At 33.7% G+C, this 20,454-nt stretch carries 18 protein-coding genes and 1 pseudogene; 10 read left to right on the top strand and 9 right to left on the bottom strand.

Annotated features, from left to right (window positions below):
- The first annotated feature begins 1 nt into the window (after position 1).
- Positions 2–1,342, top strand: coding sequence for a dihydroorotase (locus QO200_RS10050; RefSeq protein WP_371539360.1), 1,341 nt, complete (start codon positions 2–4; stop codon positions 1,340–1,342).
- 12 nt (positions 1,343–1,354) lie between these two features.
- Positions 1,355–1,837 carry a DUF4296 domain-containing protein gene (locus QO200_RS10045; protein ID WP_371539358.1) on the top strand — a complete coding sequence of 161 codons (483 nt, stop codon included), beginning with the start codon at positions 1,355–1,357 and terminating at the stop codon, positions 1,835–1,837.
- A 9-nt stretch (positions 1,838–1,846) separates the two neighbouring features.
- Here QO200_RS10045 and QO200_RS10040 read toward each other — a convergent pair whose 3' ends face one another.
- Positions 1,847–2,848 (bottom strand): NAD-dependent epimerase/dehydratase family protein, encoded by a 1,002-nt coding sequence (locus QO200_RS10040; protein WP_371539356.1) that lies wholly within the window; start codon positions 2,846–2,848, stop codon positions 1,847–1,849.
- Between the two features lie 93 nt (positions 2,849–2,941).
- Here QO200_RS10040 and tyrS point away from each other — a divergent pair, with 93 nt between their 5' ends.
- Positions 2,942–4,240 carry a tyrosine--tRNA ligase gene (gene tyrS / locus QO200_RS10035; RefSeq protein WP_371539354.1) on the top strand — a complete coding sequence of 433 codons (1,299 nt, stop codon included), beginning with the start codon at positions 2,942–2,944 and terminating at the stop codon, positions 4,238–4,240.
- 141 nt (positions 4,241–4,381) lie between these two features.
- Here the strand turns inward: tyrS and QO200_RS10030 are convergent, their stop codons facing one another.
- The 5 genes from QO200_RS10030 to QO200_RS10010 form a co-directional block, all read right to left on the bottom strand.
- A complete protein-coding gene (locus tag QO200_RS10030) occupies positions 4,382–5,056 on the bottom strand; it encodes a hypothetical protein (protein ID WP_371539353.1) in 675 nt (224 codons plus the stop codon).
- Between the two features lie 52 nt (positions 5,057–5,108).
- Positions 5,109–6,089, bottom strand: coding sequence for an acyl transferase (locus QO200_RS10025; protein WP_371539498.1), 981 nt, complete (start codon positions 6,087–6,089; stop codon positions 5,109–5,111).
- A gap of 110 nt (positions 6,090–6,199) precedes the next feature.
- The gene (locus tag QO200_RS10020) at positions 6,200–6,538 is read right to left on the bottom strand and encodes a T9SS type A sorting domain-containing protein (protein WP_371539350.1); all 339 of its coding nucleotides are present in this window, start codon (positions 6,536–6,538) and stop codon (positions 6,200–6,202) included.
- Between the two features lie 105 nt (positions 6,539–6,643).
- Positions 6,644–7,762 (bottom strand): hypothetical protein, encoded by a 1,119-nt coding sequence (locus tag QO200_RS10015; protein ID WP_371539348.1) that lies wholly within the window; start codon positions 7,760–7,762, stop codon positions 6,644–6,646.
- 205 nt (positions 7,763–7,967) lie between these two features.
- On the bottom strand, positions 7,968–10,727 hold the full coding sequence (locus QO200_RS10010) for a TonB-dependent receptor domain-containing protein (RefSeq protein ID WP_371539346.1): 2,760 nt from the start codon (positions 10,725–10,727) through the stop codon (positions 7,968–7,970).
- Between the two features lie 177 nt (positions 10,728–10,904).
- Here QO200_RS10010 and QO200_RS10005 point away from each other — a divergent pair, with 177 nt between their 5' ends.
- Positions 10,905–11,588: a response regulator transcription factor gene (locus tag QO200_RS10005; RefSeq protein ID WP_371539343.1), complete on the top strand. Its 684-nt coding sequence runs from the start codon at positions 10,905–10,907 to the stop codon at positions 11,586–11,588.
- Between the two features lie 82 nt (positions 11,589–11,670).
- Positions 11,671–12,780, top strand: coding sequence for a sensor histidine kinase (locus QO200_RS10000; RefSeq protein WP_371539340.1), 1,110 nt, complete (start codon positions 11,671–11,673; stop codon positions 12,778–12,780).
- A 33-nt stretch (positions 12,781–12,813) separates the two neighbouring features.
- On the opposite strand, the gene QO200_RS09995 is transcribed toward QO200_RS10000, so the two are convergent.
- Genes QO200_RS09995 through QO200_RS09985 form a run of 3 tightly spaced genes read right to left on the bottom strand, consistent with a single transcriptional unit; the run spans position 12,814 to position 15,086 of the window.
- Entirely contained in the window at positions 12,814–13,776 is a 963-nt protein-coding gene (locus QO200_RS09995) for a sodium-dependent bicarbonate transport family permease (RefSeq protein ID WP_371539337.1), read from the bottom strand.
- A 29-nt stretch (positions 13,777–13,805) separates the two neighbouring features.
- On the bottom strand, positions 13,806–14,765 hold the full coding sequence (locus tag QO200_RS09990; RefSeq protein ID WP_371539335.1) for an L-threonylcarbamoyladenylate synthase: 960 nt from the start codon (positions 14,763–14,765) through the stop codon (positions 13,806–13,808).
- A gap of 12 nt (positions 14,766–14,777) precedes the next feature.
- Positions 14,778–15,086, bottom strand: a complete 309-nt coding sequence (locus QO200_RS09985; RefSeq protein WP_371539332.1) for a hypothetical protein — start codon at positions 15,084–15,086, stop codon at positions 14,778–14,780.
- An 81-nt stretch (positions 15,087–15,167) separates the two neighbouring features.
- On the opposite strand from QO200_RS09985, the pseudogene QO200_RS09980 reads away from it, so the two are divergent.
- The 5 genes and pseudogenes from QO200_RS09980 to pstC all read left to right on the top strand — a co-directional run.
- Positions 15,168–15,629: pseudogene (locus QO200_RS09980) on the top strand (LysR family transcriptional regulator); the annotation flags it as partial.
- 210 nt (positions 15,630–15,839) lie between these two features.
- Entirely contained in the window at positions 15,840–16,475 is a 636-nt protein-coding gene (locus tag QO200_RS09975) for a carbonic anhydrase family protein (RefSeq protein WP_371539329.1), read from the top strand.
- A 364-nt stretch (positions 16,476–16,839) separates the two neighbouring features.
- The gene (locus QO200_RS09970) at positions 16,840–18,057 is read left to right on the top strand and encodes a porin (protein WP_371539326.1); all 1,218 of its coding nucleotides are present in this window, start codon (positions 16,840–16,842) and stop codon (positions 18,055–18,057) included.
- Positions 18,058–18,194: 137 nt separating this feature from the next.
- The gene (locus QO200_RS09965; RefSeq protein WP_371539324.1) at positions 18,195–19,058 is read left to right on the top strand and encodes a PstS family phosphate ABC transporter substrate-binding protein; all 864 of its coding nucleotides are present in this window, start codon (positions 18,195–18,197) and stop codon (positions 19,056–19,058) included.
- Between the two features lie 186 nt (positions 19,059–19,244).
- Positions 19,245–20,453 carry a phosphate ABC transporter permease subunit PstC gene (pstC, locus tag QO200_RS09960; RefSeq protein ID WP_371539322.1) on the top strand — a complete coding sequence of 403 codons (1,209 nt, stop codon included), beginning with the start codon at positions 19,245–19,247 and terminating at the stop codon, positions 20,451–20,453.
- Position 20,454: the final 1 nt, after the last annotated feature.

The following is a 20,454-nucleotide window of genomic DNA, read 5'->3' as shown; positions in this document are numbered from 1 at the left end:
AATGAATAGTGTTTTAATTAAGAATGCCAAAATAGTAAATGAAGGGGTGATTTTTGAAGGCGATGTTTTAATTGAAAATGACTTAATTGTTGAGGTTTCAGAAAGCATCAGTGCCAAATCATCAAATTGTGTCATCATTGACGCAGAGGGAAATTATTTAATGCCGGGTGCGATTGATGACCAAGTGCATTTTAGAGAGCCGGGTCTTACTTATAAAGGAGATATTGAGTCGGAGTCCAGAGCGGCAGTTGCTGGAGGAATCACCTCGTTTATCGAGCAGCCGAACACGATTCCTAATGCGGTTACCCAAGAAATTTTAGAAGAAAAATACCAGCTTGCTGCTGAGAAATCATTTGCCAATTATTCGTTTATGATGGGGGCAACTAATGATAATTTGGAGGAAGTTCTAAAAACAAATCCGAAAAATGTTGCGGGTATAAAAATATTTTTAGGTTCTTCAACGGGTAATATGCTTGTTGATAATGAAGCTACTTTAGAAAAAATATTTTCTAGTACACCTATGCTTATTGCGGTTCATTGTGAAGATGAAACTACCATAAAAAACAATTTAGAAAAATACAAGGCAGAATATGGCGAGGATGTGCCTGTAACGGTTCATCACCTAATTCGTAGTGAAGAGGCTTGTTACATTTCCTCTTCAAAAGCAGTTGCGCTGGCTAAAAAAACAGGTGCTCGTTTACATATTTTTCACCTTTCGACCGCTAAAGAAATGGATTTGTTTACTAACAAAATTCCATTGGAACAAAAGAAAATTACCGCTGAGGTTTGTATACATCATTTATGGTTTACCAATGAGGATTATGCTACCAAAGGAAATCTTATAAAATGGAATCCAGCAGTAAAAACAGCAAATGACCGAAAGGTGCTTTGGGAAGCCTTATTAGATGGTAGAATAGATGTAATTGCAACAGACCACGCACCACATACATTAGAAGAGAAAAAACTACCTTACTTACAAGCTCCTTCTGGTGGACCTTTAGTTCAACATGCCGTTGTAGCAATGTTTGAAGCTTTTCATCAAGGAAAAATTAGCGTGGAGAAAATTGTTGAAAAAATGTGTCATAATCCAGCCAAAATTTTTAAAATTGAAAAACGTGGTTTTATTAAAGAAGGGTATTATGCTGATTTAGTGATTGTAAATTCAGGTTTGCCGTGGAGTGTAAAGAAAGAGAATATCTTCGCTAAATGCGGATGGTCACCGTTTGAAGGGTTTACATTTAAATCCAGAATTACGCATACTTTTGTAAATGGGCAATTAGTTTATAATGCCTTTAAAGTAAAAAATGTTCGTGCAGGAAAAAGACTCTTGTTTGATCGTTAATTGACAAAATAGATGAAAAAGATACTATTACTTTTGACCGTTTTAGTCGGGTTTATTAGCTGCAAAGAAAAAGTGGTGAGTAAGCCTGACAATCTTATAGCTAGAGATAAGATGATTGATGTAATGTATGATTTGTCGATTTTGGACGCTTTGAAATATCAAAATTTGGCTTCTGTAGATAGTTTTAAAATAAATCCTCCTGATTACATTTATAAAAAGTATAAGATTGATAGTGCACAATTTGCACAAAGCAATATTTATTACGCCTCTACTTATACCGATTACAAAGAGATGTATGACGAGATTATAAAACGAATTGAAGCAAAAAAAACTGTCTTGGATTCAGTGGTAAAAAAGCAAGAGAAAAAGGAAGCAAAGATAAAAGCAGATTCTATAAAAAGAATCAAAGTCGCCCCTATCGCAAATGATTCTTTAGAATTGAAGAAATTTGATATTGCCCGAAGAAAGAAAAAAGATATGTCGCGAATTAAATAGTTTCATATTTTATAAGCTTGAAATTTCCTTGATATACTGATGTACGTCTGTAAAATCAGTTTTTAATGTCATTTTGATTTTTTCATTAGAATAGTCATGTTCAGAATAAGAAGCTTTAGCAGTAGCTCGAGTTAATTTTCTCTTTCTATTGAGAATCTTAGCTAAAATCCAATCTATTCTCCAACCTATTTCCATTAAGTATGGTTTCATGTGACGAGAAGGTCTTTTTACCTTTAATGCGTCAGCAATAGTGTTTAGGATGTCTCTAAAGGATAAGTTCTGTCCAATTAAAACAAAACGTTCGTTTCTAATTTCGCTTTTCATCAATTGAACCGCCATTGTTACTACATCACTAACGGCCACGAATCCAGTTTTTCCAAGCCAATAATACCGTAATCCCTTTGCGACTGCATTAAAAAGCAAACCACTTCCCTGCTCTTGAAAGCCTGGACCAATAATAACTCCCGGATTTACAATTATAACATCTAAGCCTTCTTGCTGGCCTCGCCAAATTTCCATTTCGGCACCATATTTAGAAATAGCATAATCACTATGTGGCTTTTCTGGATTCCATTCTGTTTCTTCTGTAATAATTGTTGCCGTAGTTGTTAAATCGCCTAATGCTGCAGTCGAACTAATGTAGCATAGTTTTTTCACTCCTTTGGCAAGGCAAAAATTCACAATGTTTGCAGTTCCTTCAATATTAGTTTTGCGCAATACGTCTTCGTCTTTTGGATCAAAAGAAATTAAGGCTGCGCTATGGTATACGTAATCAACTCCTATAAAGGCATGTTCTAATGTTGGGACGTCAATAATGTCCCCCTTAACCCATTCTATAGCTTGAAATAAAGCCGATTTGTTGTAAAGCTGAAATAGAGATTCTGTTTTTTTTATTTTTTCTGAATTTCGATAAATTGCCCGTATTTTTCCAGCTCCGATACTTTCGGATTCTATTAAATGCAGCAATAAATGCGCTCCTACTAAACCAGTTCCTCCTGTTACTAAAATCATTTTGTAAAGATAATTAGATTGTTTGATTTTTAGACCGTTTGATTTTCAAATTATCCAATTAAAACTATCTTTGTGAAAATTGATTTTTAGAAAATGAAAAATATTATTTCCGAATTACAGTGGCGCGGATTGGTTCACGACATTATGCCAGGAACCGAAGAACAACTTTTAAAAGAAATGACAACTACTTATATAGGGTTTGATCCTACATCTGATTCTTTACATATTGGGAGTTTAGTTCCTATCGTTCTTTTAGTACACTTAAAAAACTTTGGACATAAGCCTATTGCTTTAGTAGGCGGTGCGACAGGAATGATTGGTGATCCTTCTGGGAAGTCAGATGAAAGAGATCTTCTTGATGAAGAGACTTTAAATCATAACGTAGAAGGAATTAAAGGAGTGTTATCTCGTTTTTTAGATTTTAATTCAAACGAAGTTAATTCACCAGTTTTAGTAAATAATTACGACTGGATGAAAGAGTTATCCTTCATCAACTTTGCACGTGACGTGGGTAAACGTATCACTGTAAATTATATGATGGCTAAGGATTCTGTAAAGAAAAGATTAGCAGGTGAAGGAGAAGGAATGTCTTTTACTGAGTTTACTTACCAATTAATTCAAGGATACGATTTTTACCATTTACATAAAGAATATAACTGTTTGTTACAAATGGGAGGTTCTGATCAGTGGGGAAATATCACTACTGGAACTGAGTTAGTACGCCGCATGAATGTAGGGGAAGAGGCAAAAGCATACGCGATGACTTGTCCGTTGATTACAAAGGCGGATGGTTCTAAATTTGGTAAATCCGAAGGTGGAAATGTTTGGTTAACAGCCGATAAAACTTCAGTATATAAATTTTACCAATTTTGGTTGAATACTACCGATGTTGATGCCGAAAAATATATAAAAATATTTACTTTTTTAGATAAGGATACTATTGAAGCCTTAATTGAAGAACATAAAGTAGCGCCACATTTAAGAGTGTTACAACGTAAATTGGCCGAAGAATTAACGGTTTTTGTTCATTCGAAAGAAGAATTAGAAAAAGCAATCAAAGCGTCTAATATTCTTTTTGGAAATGCTACAGCCGATGATTTGAAAGAACTAGATGAAGCTACTTTCTTAGAAGTTTTTGATGGTGTTCCTCAAGCAGAGATTGCTAGAGCAGAAATGGAGTCTGGAATTGATGTTATTGCTCTTTTGAATGAAAAAACAGCGTTTTTTAAATCGAATGGAGAAGCACGACGTGCTTTGACAGCAAATTCAATTTCGGTTAATAAAGAGAAAGTAAACGAAGATTTTGTTCTTTCAGCTAAAGACTTAATCAACGATCAGTTTGTATTGCTGCAAAGCGGAAAGAAAAACTATTTTGTTGTGAGGATTGTTTAACTGTTTATTCGGTTAACGGATTAAACAAATAACCGAATCAACTTTTACAAAACCATCAAATTACAACCTCGAATATCAGAATTATCAAAACGTCCCAATACCTCGAAAGAGTTGTTGGGATTTTTTTTGCTTTTATTATTCTTAATTGTTAAAATTAATCGGTACTTTATTGGATTGCAACCAGCCTTTTATAATGGTTTTGTCTTCTAAAATTATATTTAAATCTTCGGGCTGTAGTTTTTGGTATATTTCTTCTTTGAATAAATCAATATGTAAGTCAATATAGTGGGTGGTTTTTTCATCAATATAATATTCGTTATCATCATATTGTATGTATCTATTTTTATCCCATTCTAAGTTGATTGTATAACTTTTAATTTCTTGTGGATTTAATTTGATAATATTTTTAATGATATTTTTACTCGTTTGTGTCTTTATTCTTTTTTGTTCAGCATCTAAGTTTTCTTTGAATTTGCTTCTGTTTGACACTACTTCAAGCATCATTTTTTGGTGTAACTTTTCCTTTTTTTTGGTATCAAATATGTTGTCAGTGATAATAGCAACATTTTCTTGGTATAATCTGTAAGAAGGTATTGAAGCTAAAGAATTTGTAGTATTTGATCGTATCGAATTTGGATTTAAAATAAAAGAAATAATATGATTTGTTCTGTTTTCGATTTGATAATGAATGACGAAATTTCTTTGATTTGCATCGGCGTCAATTGAGGATATCGAATCTATTTTTATTTCTAATTCCGTACTTTGTGCTAATAACCCAATTGAAAAAAATAAAAAAAATAAAGTACTGATTCGCATAATTAAAATGGTTTGATTGTTTAATTCGGTTAAACAAATTAATGATTAACTTTTACAAAACCATCAAATTACAACCTCGAATATCAGAATTATCAAAACGTCCCAATACCTCGAAAGAGTTGTTGGGATTTTTTTTACCCAAATCCTGAGTGGCAATAAACGAACAGGAGTTAATGTTGGCCAAATCGATTACGTTAATTCCGCCTGTTTTTCCTTGCGGAATATAGGTCAGTGCATCTTCAGTATCGCGAACGAGAATTTGTATCCAAGAAGGACACTCAAACACTCCTTCACCTAAAGAATAGGCTTGAGAGAGTAATTCAGTCATTCCGTATTCTGAATGAATCGCTGTCACGCCAAAGCCTTCGCAAAGTTGTTGATGCAATTCTTCTCGAATCATTTCTTTTCTTCTGCCTTTCATACCACCCGTTTCCATGATGATAGTGTTTTGCAATTGAAACTGATGCTTTTCGATTAGATCCAATAAGGCAAAAGTAACTCCGATTAGAATTACATTTTGACCGGACTGGTCTAATTCGGTTAATTTTTTTATAAGTTCGTCGTGATTATGCAAATAAAAGCCACTTTCAGAATGATTGGATAGCTGAATCAGATCTTCGACCATATAGATCAGCGATGATCCATCTCTTTCTAAGTAAGAAGGCAGTAAAGCTAAGACTACATAATCTTCTATGTTTCCATAAAACTGAGAAAACCCTTTGCGGTAACTTTCTTCATAAATAGAAATATCTGTTACGAGGTGTTTACTTGTGCTCATTCCTGTCGTTCCGCTACTGGTAAATGTATTTTGAATCGCATTGGTGTTAGAAACCACTGCATGGCTTTTAAAAAACTGAATAGGTAAAAACGGAATCTGTTGAATAGCTTTCACTTTTTGAGGCTCCACTTTCATGAGGTCACAAAATTCCCTGTAGACCAAGTTGTTTTCGTGTTGGTAACGAAATACTTTTAAGGCTATTTTTTCAAATTGCTTTTGGCTCGAAATGGCAAATATATCAGTAGCTGTAATCAAGAATTTTTTTTGCAAAGGTATAAATTTTAATAGCTCTTTTTGATATTAAAAGACATTCCAATTTGAATGAAAGAAAGCCCCAATTAAATTTGGGGCTTTCTAAGTTATTTTTACCTCACTATGAGTTTTCTGGTCGCGGTTGCGTTATCTTCATTAATCTTAATAATGTAAACACCAGGGTTGAGACTTGAGACATTTACTTCTTTTGAGCTAATTGATGTTTGAAGCACTTTTTTACCCAAAAGATCAAAAATCATTATTTCTTTATTGGAATCATTTTTTGTGGAAATATTAACCTTCCCGTTAGTCACTGGGTTAGGATACAAGTTCAAACCTTCAATTACGGAGGATTCTTGTAGTTTTGTTTGTTGCTTTGTCTCTTGAGCACTAAGACTCATAGAAAAGAAAAAAACCAGTAAGATTGTAATATAAAAGTAATTTTTTGCCATTAGCTTGATTTTGTAAAGTAAATATACAAAAAACAAATACTATACCAAAATAAAAAAAACACCCTTCTTTAAAAGGGTGTTTTAATTATTATAAGTGTATTTTAATTATTTAGTCCAATCTGCCCAAGAAGGTAAAGTTGCTCCAGCACCAGCACCAGTTTGAGTTGTAACATAAGCAGCAGTAGTATTGTTTGCAGTCACAAAGTTTAAACCGTTTACTTTAAATTCGCCTAAAGTGATTCTAGCTGTAGCTCCTGTACCTGAATCTAATTTTGCAAAAGTAGCAATACCATCAACAAATAGGTTTGTATAAGTTTGTTTTCCACCACCTTCTTTGAAGTTGATTGCTTTCTCAGAAGCTGTAAATTTTGTAGCTGTTCCTTTTACAATTGATATGTTAGAAATTTTTGCATCTGTCATCGGTAAAGCGATATCGTTTTGTCCGTTGTTTGATCCTTCAACACCACCAAATGAAATACCGTTGATGTAAACGTTTGTGATTGTTCCGATGTATCCATCTGCGAAATCTAATGAATCATCATAAGAGTTGATCAATACAAGGTTAGTTGCATTTACTGCACCTCCAAAAAATTCAACAGCATCATCACCACTTTCAAAAGTATAGATATTTGATACTTCAGTACCACTACCTACTCCAAAGAATGAAACTCCATTATATTCTTTACTATCACTAAATTTAGATCCAGTGTAAGAAATTTTCAGGTAGTTGATTTTTCCAGATGAATCCGCATTGTTGTTACCTCCGTATAATAATCCACCTACTTCAGAAGTTCCATTGTCTCCTGTGTTTACTTTTGCATCACCACAGATAATCAATCCACCCCAGTTTCCTTCAGTAGGAGCCGCTTTACCTGATGTCATAACTACTGGTTTAGCAGCAGTACCGTTCACATAGATTTTAGCACCTCTTTCTACGGCGATGAAAATTGTTTTAGCTATTTCTGTATCAGCTGTTGGATCAGATTTAATTGTTGTTCCAGCAGGAATAATTAAAGAAGCACCAGATCTTACGATTAACCCTCCAGTTAATGTATATGTTTGTGTTGCGTCTAGAGTTACTGTTTCGTTATTTGTAATCTCACCTTTTAAGTCGTTTACTTTTAAATCAAAAGTAATTGAAGGAGTTGTTTCTGGGCTATCGCTAGTACAGCTTGTAAATGCAATAGTCACTACGGTTAAAATTGCTAAAATTGATTTTTTCATTTGTCTTTAATTTTGTTTATGTTTTTTAACACTACAAAGAAACATATTTACTATTTTTTTCACGTTAAGCCACTATTACTTTGATGTTAAGAATTCTTCTAAGGTTTTCAATATAATTAACATTAAATTTACATGTTTTATACATCATCAAAAGAGGTAGCCGTTCATGAACGACTACCTCTTTTGATGATGTATAAAGTTGATACTAGAACTTATAATTCAAAGACAAACTTAAGTTAGATCCTATTTTGTAGGAGCTCGCCAGTACATCAGCAGTTTTAATTACTGGTGCGTTGCTTTGATCAGTGAATCTTTCATAAACTGGATTTAAGATGTTCTTATATGATAATCCTATGTTTAGTTTTTTAGTTAAACTAGATTTTAGAATAAAGTCTAATCTACCAATTGATTTGTCTATTAAGTTTCCTCTTTCTGAAGTTCCTATTACAGCTAATTTATCAGAAACATAGGCATAAGTTACTGTTGCGGTAATGTCTTTGTCGTTTTTAAATTCTTTTGTAAAAGACATATCTGCATTTGCTAAAAAGTCGGCAGCTCCTGATAATTTTGAGTTTTTATAAGTAAAATTAGCGCCGAACCCATTTTCATTTAAAACTTTAGCATTACTTAAATCCATATCTTGATACATGTATGATCCGTTAAACCCGAAAGTTAATTTCTCTTTTAAATTATTCTCATCGCTGATTTCATAAATGTTTTTTCTAAATTCTAACTCAATTCCAGCTACTACTGCGTTATCACCTGTGTTTGCCCAAGTAATGTTTCCAGAAGAGGAATTGGTGTACATTTCATTGATTGGGTTTTGGATTAATTTACCAAAAGCAGTTACCGAAAGAATTTCGTCGTTACTAGGATATAATTCCCAACTTAAATCAGCATTGTAGTTTGTTGAAGCGTAAAGTTTATCGTTACCTTCATAACTTTGTCCTACTTCTTGAAAAAGGATTTTTACTTTCTCTTTAAATTGTGGTAAAGTATAGGTGTTACTCGCTGCAAATTTTAAATTTTGCTTATCATTTAATTTGTATTTAGCGATTATGCTAGGTAAAAACTTCACTGGTGCGTAAGTATTACCAGTTCCGTCTGGTGCATCTAAACTCATGTAGTAAACATATTGCTCTATTTGTTCAAATCTACCTCCTAAAATCACTGATAATCTATCAGTAAAATTGTATTGTGCATTTCCGTAAACGGCATGGATATTTAAATGACCATTATATAGCTGAGAAAGTTTACTAGAACTGTCGCCATTTGCTAAATCAAAGTTGGTGTCATTTAAGTACAAATCAGTATTGTTAAATCCATCTTTTAGAAAAAGCGTTTTATTAGTTTCTGGAAAAAAGGAGTATTGTTGTGAATTGAAATCAACAGTTTTCATTTTACCTGAGTAACCAAGAGTAGCTTTACCTTTAAATTCGTCTTCATTTGTTTTAGCAAAGTTATACGAACCTGAAATATTTGCTGACCATTCTTTTTCAGTTAAACCTTGGTAATAACGGTGATTGTTGATACTTGAGTTTTTGAAAAAAGTATAATCTGTAGATCCATCACTTGAAGGAACAAAAGTATTTTGCATACGATCTGGAATAGTGTTGTCCAATATGCTGTATCCAAGACTCCAATTTGCTGTAATTCTTTCATTGTATTTATGCTTACCTAACAATTGGTTTACAATTAACTGTGTTTTATCGAAAGTTCCGCGTTTTATAAAACCAATTTGGTCTAATCCTGAGAACTCAATATTAAACCCTTCATACTCACTGTAATCTTGTGAAGTAGAGTTTAAAAATAAAGTAGTAAATAAAATAGAGTTGTTTCTATTGATTTTGTAATCTGCGGTACCCATTACGGTAGAATTAGTATTGAATTGATACGATTTTCTAAAGAGATCAGTATTGGCAGCACCTTGAGCAGTAATGGTTGTTCTATAGATTCCTTCGTTGTATTTGTTTTCAGCATCAAATCCAGCAGTTATGAAAGTACTAATACTACTATTTGCACCTACATTGAATTTTTTTCCAGCAGATAAAGAAATATTATTATTTAAAGTGTTTTTTCTTTCTTGTCTGTCCCAGCTATTGCTATAGTTGTATGGTAGTAAAGGATTGCTTGGAGCATTTATTTTATTGAAACCAAAGTAAGAAGGGCCATCTTGCAAGTAGAAATTATCAAGTTTAGCTACGTTTGTGTTCGTACCTACACCTACACCAATTTGAATGAATGGAGAACCCGTCATTTTCTTTGATACAATATCCACGTTTGCTCCTCCAAAATCCGCATAATTTTGTGATTCAAATGTTTTGCTGATCCCTACAGATTCAACAATATCGGTAGAGAAAATATCCAAAAGTATGTTCTTGTTTTTTGGGTTATTTGATGGTAAAGGCAATCCGTTTAAAGTGGTCACATTATAACGGTCTCCTAAGCCTCTTACAAAAACACTTCCTGAACCTTCTTGTTTAGAAACACCACTTACTTTCGTCACTGCAGAAGCAACATCGCTTACGCCTTTTCTTGCTAGCTCCTGTGCACCAATACTTTGTTTTATTTCAACTGCATTCTTTTGTTCTAATAATAAAGCAGTTTCTTTTTGCTTGTTTACATTAGTGGTAATAACTACATCATCTAGTTTATAGCTTGATGACCCTAATGCTTTGCTTAGTGTTATTGTTTCTCCACTTTTTATTGTGACAGGAACCTCTATTGATTCGTAACCAATAAAACTATACTGTACTGTATAGTTTCCTGCTGGAGCACTAAGTGAATACTTACCGTCAATATCTGTTGTGCCATTTATTTGTGTTCCTTTTAATAATACGTTTGCAAAAGGTAGCGTTTCGTTGTTTGAATCCTTATCAGTTAGTACTCCAGAAATAGTACCTTTAGTTTGAGAAAAAGCAAGGGTACTGATAAAAAGCGTTAAAATGAATAATTTAAGTTTCATAGTTTGTTTAATTTTTTGCAAAGTAATGGTGTCTTTGTAAAGTTTGCGTTATTGCGAGGTTACCATTAGGTTTGTTGAATATTACTAAATAGTTACCAAATTAATTTACGGTTAATACTACTTTTTTGCTGTTCATTTATTCTTATATTTACAAAAGCAAACGTAAATTTGCCAAATATGAAAAAGAAACATACCAAGATTTTGTTAGTCGATGACGAACCGGATATTTTAGAAATTGTAGGTTATAATCTCACACAAGAGGGATATCAAATTTTTACGGCGGCTAATGGAAAAGAAGCAGTTGCTAAAGCTAAAAAGGAATTGCCAGATTTGATAATCATGGATGTGATGATGCCTGAAATGGATGGAATGGAAGCGTGTGAAAACATTAGGAAAATTCCGGAGTTGAGTAATGTGATTATTACTTTCTTAACTGCAAGAAGCGAAGATTATTCGCAAGTTGCAGGATTTGACGCCGGAGCTGATGACTATATCACAAAACCAATAAAACCAAAATTATTGGTAAGTAAAGTAAAAGCATTGTTGCGCCGCTTAAAAGAAAGTGAGAAAGATAGTGAAACCTTGAACGTAGGTGGGATAGAAATAAATCGTGAAGAATATAAAATCGTTAAGGATAATATCGAAATTTCATTACCTAGAAAAGAGTTCGAGTTATTTTATTTATTAGCTTCTAAACCAGGAAAAGTATTCAAACGTGATGAAATTCTTGACAAAGTTTGGGGAAATGAGGTAGTTGTAGGTGGGAGAACAATCGATGTTCATATTAGAAAGCTAAGAGAAAAAATAGGAGAAGATCTTTTTAAAACCATTAAAGGGGTTGGTTATAAATTTGAGGTTTAAATAAAATATAATAAAGGTTGTTTATGGGATGTAATGCCATCTTCAAAAGGCTGGATTGCATAAATAACGTACGTACTTAAAAATGAAAATAAGTTTTAAAAAAACCTATAAGTTTGCTGTAAAATCAGCATTATATATCAGTCTTTTTTCAGCGGGATTTGTGATGGTACTGGCATCAAAGATGTTCAAGATGCCTTTCCGGAGTCTGTTCTTATTTGGTTTAATTTTCATGTTAATAATCTATCTTTTTTCATTTATTGTTTTACAATATCGAGTGGAACGTTTTATATACAGACGAGTAAAAAAAATCTATGATGATGTTTCATTATTAGAATCCAGTACATTCATAAATAAACCGATTACTACAGACATGGAAACGCTGACCAGGGAGGTAAAGAAATTTGCAACCGATAAAAAACTGGAAATCGAAATGCTGCAAGTGCGAGAAGAATACCGAAGAGAATTTCTTGGAAATGTTTCGCACGAATTAAAAACACCTTTGTTTACGGTGCAAGGGTACATATCTACTTTGCTAGATGGAGCGATGGAAGATAAAGTGATTCGAAAGAAATATTTAAAACGTGCCGAAAAGGGAGTGGAACGATTGATCTACATTGTTGAAGATTTAGACATGATTACTAAACTTGAAGTAGGGGATTTGAATTTAGATTATTCAGAGTTTGATATTGTGGAATTGATTCAGAATGTCTTTGACCTATTGGAAATGAAGGCGGAAAAAAAGAATATTACCCTTGCATTTGAAAACTACCACATCTTACCTAATTATGTGAGAGCCGATAGGGATAGAATTCAACAAATTATTGAAAATTTAATAGTCAATTCAATTAAATATGGCAAAACTGGCGGGACAACCGAAGTCGCGGTAGTGAATTTAACTAAGAGAAAAGTACTGATTCGCATTAGTGATAATGGCGAAGGAATAGAGAAACAAAATATTTCAAGACTTTTTGAACGTTTTTATCGTGTCAATAAAAGTGGCTCTCGCTCAGAAGGAGGTTCTGGATTAGGATTGGCAATCGTCAAACATATTATAGAAGCACATAAAGAGAAAATATACGTGGAAAGTGAATTTGGTATTGGCTCAGAATTTTCATTCACACTCGAAAAGCAAACAGGAAATAAGCAACAAAAGACTGTTTCTAGTGTTATAGAAACAGCCTTTGAACTTTAGTTGATGTGTAGTTTTTTTAGATGTTCATAGTTACTAAGTACATAAGACTACAGAAAGATAAATTGGCATTCCGAATGTTATATTAAAAGGAAATGTAATGGCTAATGCCATAGGCAGGAAAATTCCAGGATTTGCCTTCGGAACTGCGATTTTCATGGCGGCTGGTACTGCGATATATGACGCGCTTGAAGCTAGGACTGCAAAAATAAATCGGTTACCAATGTCATCTGTTATAAAATGACTAAGGTATGCGACGAGCATTCCGTTTATCAATGGGATTATGATTGCAAAGAAGAAGCTGAACCATCCACTTTTAAAAAAGTCATTTAATTTCCTACCACTTACAATTCCCATATCAAGTAAAAATATGGCTAAAAATCCTTTAAACATATCTGTGGTAAAAGGCTTGATGCCTAAGGCTTGTTGATCACTAGCTAGGAAACCTATAATTAAACTTCCCGTGATTAATAGCACGCTGCCATTGGTAAAAGAGTGTTTGATAAGAGAGCTGATCTTAGTACTGTGTACGGTATTTTTACTAAATAATCGAATTAAAATCACACCAACGATAATGGCAGGAGCTTCCATTAGCGCCATAACAGCAACCATATGACCACTAAAAGTATAGTTTTGCATTTCTAAGAAAGTAATGGCAGTTACAAATGTAACGGCACTAACAGAGCCATAAGCTGCGGCAATAGCACCTGAGTTCTCGATACTAAAATGTTTTTTAAGAATGAAAAAACTATAAAGAGGTATAATGAGTGCGATTAAAACGCCGAAGGCAACTGACCAAATGATTTCAAGTGTAAAATGACTGTGAGCTAATTCTTGTCCGCCCTTAAAACCAATTGAAAAAAGAAGATACAGTGAAATGAATTTAGAGGAGTTTTCGGGGATTTCTAAGTCACTTTTTAGACGAACAGCGATAATACCGAGTAAGAAAAATAGTAAGGCTGGATTTGTGATGTTTTCAAGTAGTAGATCGAAGTTCATAGTTGGATAGTTTGTTTTTTAAGACGGATTTATTTTTTTGTTGCTCGTTCCAATCGGTCATTAATAGTTTGTCCTAATCCATGATCAGGAAATCTTTCGGCGATAATTACATCAAGTTTTAATTGATCTAATTTGTGCAAGGCATTGTATAAACGAGATGCAGCTTCAGCTAAATCTCCTGTTACTGATAAAACTTCATTTGTCACTATGTTTCTATGCTCAAATTTTTTTTGATAGGTTAACAATCCTATTCTTTTTTTGTCAAATAGTTCTAGTTCTTCGGTAACGGTTTCTGTTAGTATGGTTTTGGTTTTTGGCGCATAATGTTTTGAAAGCATACCTGGTGCTGAAGGTGTTTCTTCATTGTGTGTTTTTATTTTTAGAGGGCCAATAACAACTTCAATTTCTTCCATGGTTATGGAACCTAATCGATATAAAACAGCAGACGCTTCCTCAAAACCAATTATCGTAGATTCTATTCCGCTCCTGCATTCGCCGCCTTCTAAAATGGTGAGGGAAGAGGCTGCAAAATAGTTCGCTACATGTTCTGCTTTAGTAGGACTGATGGATCCAAATGGATTTGCACTTGGCGCAGCCAATGGAAAGTCTAGTTGTTCCAAAAGAGCTAATGCTATCGGATGATTAGGAACTCGAACTGCGACAGTACTTTTCCCCCCAGTGACTAAATCTGGAATGGTGTTTTGTCTTTTTAGTACTAAGGTCAAAGGACCGGGCCAAAAAGCATCCGCTAATAACATCGCTTTTTTGGGAATTTCAGTCGCGATCTGATTCAAATCAGCAACCGATTTGATATGAACGATAAGTGGATTGTAAAAGGGTCTTTTTTTTAATTCGAAAATCTTTTTGATCGCTTTTTCACTGAAAGCATTTCCCGCTAGTCCGTAAACCGTTTCTGTGGGAATGGCCACAATTTCACTCTGATTTAAAAGTGCTACGGCATCGCGGGATGAAGTGCTGATTTGAGCCATTTTTTTTAAATTTTAAGCTATGGATTCTAATTTTTTCGCAGGAACTAGGGATATCTGGATAGTCCCTTCTATTTTAAACTCCATGTCGTTGGGAATCGAGTCAGCGATTAAGTCTGTTATGTTTTCTGAAGCATTGGTAAGCAACTCAATTCTGATTTTGGAATGAGCGGTACTCTCGCTAAATCGGATCTCGTTACTGAAATTTTCTAACTGATGAAAGTTGATTTTACTGTTTATTAAACCTAATAGAATTTTTTTTGCCTCTAGTGGTTTGTATTGTCCTTCTACTAATTTGAACTGGTAGTCTTTTTCTTTTTTCATTGTTTTATTTTTTTGCAAATGTAGAACTGCTAATTCATATGTTTTTATTTATATTTGTAATGGAATGCATAAAAATAATTTATGAACTATACTTTGCATCAATTGTATTTTTTTCTTAAAGTAGCTCAAAATAAGAGTATTACTAAAGCTGCTGTATAGTTGCACCTTAGGCAACCTGCAGTTTCTATACAGCTAAAGAATTTTTAAGATCAATTTGAGTTTCCGTTGACGGAGGTTATCGGTAGAAAACTGTAAGTGACTGATTTTGTAGAGGAAATTGCAATCGCTGCCGAAAAAGTTTTAAATGAGGTTGAGGCGATTAACCATAAGACCTTAGCTTACAAAGGAGAATTAAGTGGGCGCTTAAAGATTTCCATTGTGTCTACAGGTAAATACTTGATGCCTTATTTTCTGGCTGATTTTTTAAAACAGAATCCCGGAGTAGATTTGATTTTGGACGTGACCAATAAGAAACAAGTTTTAGAAAGTTCAGAGCATAACGAGGTTGACTTTTTTTTGGTTTTTGTCTTGCCTGATTCCATATAAATTGATGAGAAAGCGGTATTGATATTTTAATAGCAGCTACGGAAAGAATGCATGATGTGAGCGAATTTAGTTCTGGCTCTAATTTTTTATTTATACTCGAAAAAGAATAGGCTTTTTATAAACTTTTCATAAAAAATATAGTGTCCAAAATAGTATCTTGGCTTTATGAAAAATCGTGTGCGATTCTAACAGACTATTTTATACGATATGAAAACATTAAATAAGGAAATGCAGGATGCTATTACACCATCAATGGCAATTACAATTTTAAAAGAGGGAAATAAACGTTTTACAAACAACCTTAAGGCAAATCGTAATCTTTTACAACAGGCTAATGAAACAGTGGAGGGACAACATCCCTTTGCGGTAATTTTAAGTTGCATAGATTCTCGTACTTCGGCAGAATTAATATTTGATCAAGGATTAGGAGATATTTTTAGTGTCCGTATCGCTGGGAATATTATCAATGAAGATATTTTAGGAAGTATGGAGTTTGGTTGTAAGGTAGCTGGGGCCAAAGTTATCGTAGTTCTAGGGCACACTAAATGTGGTGCTGTAAAAGGGGCTTGCGATCATGTTGAAATGGGGAATTTAACCGCATTATTAAGTAAAATACAGCCAGCAGTTTATGATGAAAAAACGGAAAAGGTAAACCGCACTTCTGCTAATGTGGAATTTGTTGAAAAAGTCTCTGTGATTAATGTAAAAAGGTCTGTGAATGCAATTCTAGAGCGTAGTCCTATTTTGAAGGAAATGATTGAAAAAGGTGAAATTGATATAGTAGGTGCTAGTCACGATATTGCTACGGGATTAGTTACTTTTTATGAAGAAGCTATTATCTAGCAATTAATGGGTTGAGAAATAATTAGTAACATAAGAAATGTTTTATAAAGTGAAGCGTACAGTTGATAAGACTGTACGCTTTTTTTGTTTAAAATTGATTTTAACATCAAAAATTGATCAAATTTTTAGTTAAAAAATAAAGCTAAATTAGCAATGTTAATTTATTGTTAACCAATTTTTAAGAGCTTAAGGCCTGTATTTACTGGGGTTGTAAAATTTTTGAGTCTATTTTAATTGTTAGGTGACTTTATTTGTATCTTTAATGTTAAGCTGAGTTCTTATAATGTAACCTTGTGTTAATATTGAAGCGTTTATTTAATGTTAGGTTTGCAAAAAAATAATATAATGTTAATTTATACTTAAAATGAAAAGAATTTTATTTAGTACGGTATTGTTGTTTTCTCTGATGGCATCAGCGCAAGACGATAAAACGGAAACGAAAACAGCCGATAAAAAATTAGATTTAAAGTCTTATTATAATTCAGATAAGAAATTAGGATTTACTGAGCGAGATAGTTTGTTTCAGGTTAACATTGGTTTTAGAGTTCAGAGTAGAGCCGGTTTTCAAAAAACAGAAGGAGAAACTGGAGTTGTTGAGGGAGAAATTAGAAGAATGAGATTGAAGCTGGATGGATTTATTTACAATCCAAAATTTGGTTATAAAGTAGAGTTGGGTTTTTCTGCAGGTGATCTAGGGGTGATTAAAGTAGGGAACAATGAAAATGTAATCCTTGACGGGGTGCTTTTTTATAAGCCTTCAAAAAATTGGACAATTGCTTTTGGGCAAACTAAATTACCAGGAAATAATCAAAGAGTTGTTTCTTCAGGATCCTTGGAATTTACAGATCGAACAATAAATAACTCTGCGTTTAATATTGATCGTGATTTTGGTGTCTTTCTAGATTATTCAGAAGAGAAGGTAAATAGTTTTTCCTATGCTTTAAAAGGTGCTTTAACTAAAGGAGAAGGAAGAAACTGGGTAAAAACAGAGGACAATGGAGTTGCTTTAACGGGTAAAGTGGAGTTATTTCCTTTAGGATCGTTTACTAAACATGGGTCTATTTCTGAGGGTGATTTAGTAAGAGAAAAAACACCAAAGTGGATGATCTCTGGAGCTTTTAGTCAAAATAATAATGCGCGTAGAGCGCAAGGGCAATTGGGTAGTGAATTGTTTGAGAAAAGAACAATGCAATCCTTGTTTTTTGACACTATGTTAAAGTACAACGGATGGTCAGCATCTGCAAGTTATATGTCTAGAATGTCTGATGACCCCATTACGGTTAATCCTTTAGATATTACTAAAACGCAAGCAGTTTTAGTAGGTGAAGGTATTGATACACAATTAAGTTATGTTTTTCCTTCTAATTATCAAATTGCTGGTAGGTTTTCTACGCAGACAGTTGGCAGCGAAATCCATTCTTTTGTGCCAGATAAAGATGAATTCGCGGTGAGTCTTTCTAAATATATATTGGGTCACAAGTTAAAGGTGCAAACAGAATGTTCTTATGAGAACAAAAAGTATTTTTCAGGAGATACTATTGGTAGTTGGTACGTTCGCTTTCAGGTAGAAATTGGAATATAAGAAATGTAATCTTTAAGAGTGATTTGTAGCTTTTAAAAAAGGAATAGTAAATATTGGATAATGTTGTCTTAACACAGAGTTAACATTGGGGCATTACTTTTGTAAAGAATTTAAAGAAAACTAATAAAAATAATAAAATGAATAAAACTAAATTGTTTTTAATGTTACCATTAATTGGTATGTTAAGCTGTGGTAAAGCAAAAACGGATGAAAAAGGAACAGAAGCGAAATCAAATGCTGTATCTGTAACGATAAAAGGTAGCGATACTGTTTTGCCATTGGCACAAAAAGAAGCTGAAGAGTTGATGAAAACAAATTCTGATGTAAGTGTTACTGTTGTAGGGGGTGGATCAGGTGTAGGTATTACTGCAATGATTGACGGTACTACTGATATCGCAATGGCTTCAAGAGATTTGAAGACTGAAGAAAAAATGAAATTTGCTGATAAAAAAGTTGATATCGAAGAAGTTATAATTGCATATGATGCGTTAACAGTAATTGTTAATCCAGCAAACACTGTTTCTAAATTAACACGTGAGCAATTAGAAGGTATCTTTACAGGAGCGATCAAAAACTGGAAAGAAGTAGGTGGTGCTGATGAAAAAATAGTTGCTTATTCAAGAGAATCTTCATCTGGAACTTATGAGTTTTTTAAAGATGAGGTGATGGACAAGAAAAACTATGCGACAGATATTTTAAACTTACCTGCAACTGGTGCAATTGTACAGGCAGTAGGACAAACTAAAGGAGCGATCGGTTACATCGGATTGGCATACGAAACTAAAGAAGTAAAACAATTGGCAGTGTCTTATGACCAAGGAAAAACTTTTGTTGAGCCATCTGTAGCTAGCGCTAAAGATAAATCATACCCTATCTCTAGACCATTGTTTTATATGTTCAACAAGGTAAATGCTGCAAAAGTTAAAACAATTGTTGATTACGCACTTTCTGCTGAAGGACAAAAAATTGTTTCTGAAGTGGGTTACATTCCATTAAATTAATAAAGGTTAATTTTTATAGAAACTGAGAAAGGTTGCCTGATTATGGGCAACCTTTTTTATTTAAAAATTTGTTGTAATTTTAGATTTCTAATATTGTCTTAACATTAAGTTAACCTAAGGTTAACGGTGTGAACACATTCAACACCCTGAGCTGACGTAATTTTGCTAAAAATAAAAAACACTCTTTTGAAAACAAATTTTAAACAGATTAAAGAGAAGGTAATTGAATTTATATTAATGCTAAGTAGTGCTGCTACTAGTATTACAGTAATTTTGATTGTCTTTTTTCTATTTATTGAAGGTGCTGGGGTTTTTACCAAAAAACCAATAGATAAGGGGTTTTTATTGGCGGTAAACGAGTCAAATCCAGTAGGTAAATTAGAACCGTCGCAAATCAAGGACATTTTTGATCAAAAAATCACCAACTGGAGTGAGCTTGGGGGGAAAGATCAAGCAATCGTTTTGTTTAGAACCGGGGACATAACCGATTACTATACGGAAGAAGAGCTTGGAGAGAATTTTGTTAATTTTCCTGATAAAATAAATGACCTTATTGCTAAAACGCCTGGTATTATCGCGTTTTTTTCTGATAAGTATGTAAATAAAGAATTTAAAGGAAAAGAAGTAGACATAAATAAAATTACTGTTTATAGTTTCTTATCTGGTGAAGAATGGTTTCCTACTGCAGAACCTGTTGCCCAAATGGGTGTTAAACCGTTAATATATGGTACGTTATGGGTTAGTTTTGGGGCTATCCTGTTGGCTTTGCCTATTGCTTTGGCAGCAGCTATCTATTTGAGTGAAATCGCAAAGAAAAGAACTCGTAATTTATTAAAACCGCTTATTGAACTTTTGGCGGGGATTCCTTCTGTTGTTTATGGTTTTTTTGGCCTGGTAGTTATTGTTCCTTTAATTCAAAGTGTTTTTAACTTGCCTGTAGGTGAAACTGCTTTAGCGGGAAGTGTTGTGCTAGCAATTATGGCTTTGCCTACGATCATCACCATTTCAGAAGATGCAATGCGAAATACACCACGTGCTATGAAAGAAGCTAGTTTGGCTTTAGGGGCATCCCATTGGCAAACGATTTACAAAGTGGTTATTCCGTATTCTGCATCTGGGATTACAGCTGGTGCTATTTTAGGTATAGGTCGTGCTATTGGTGAAACCATGGCCGTGTTAATGGTAACTGGAAATGCTGCGGTGATACCTCATTCTTTTTTAGCGCCTATTCGAACAATACCGGCTACTATTGCGGCAGAGTTAGGTGAAGCTCCAAACGGAGGTTTGCATTATGAAGCCTTATTCGCATTGGGTTGTATTCTATTCATAATTACTTTTGGAATTAATATGTTAGTAGAATTAGTGACCAATAGAAACTCCCATAAAAAACACTAAG

Origin of the sequence: Flavobacterium sp. Arc3 (genome assembly GCF_041431375.1) — a bacterium.
In the GTDB taxonomy this organism is placed as follows: domain Bacteria; phylum Bacteroidota; class Bacteroidia; order Flavobacteriales; family Flavobacteriaceae; genus Flavobacterium.
Note: the sequence above shows the minus strand (reverse complement) of the source record. Positions and strands in the feature narration are given on the sequence as shown.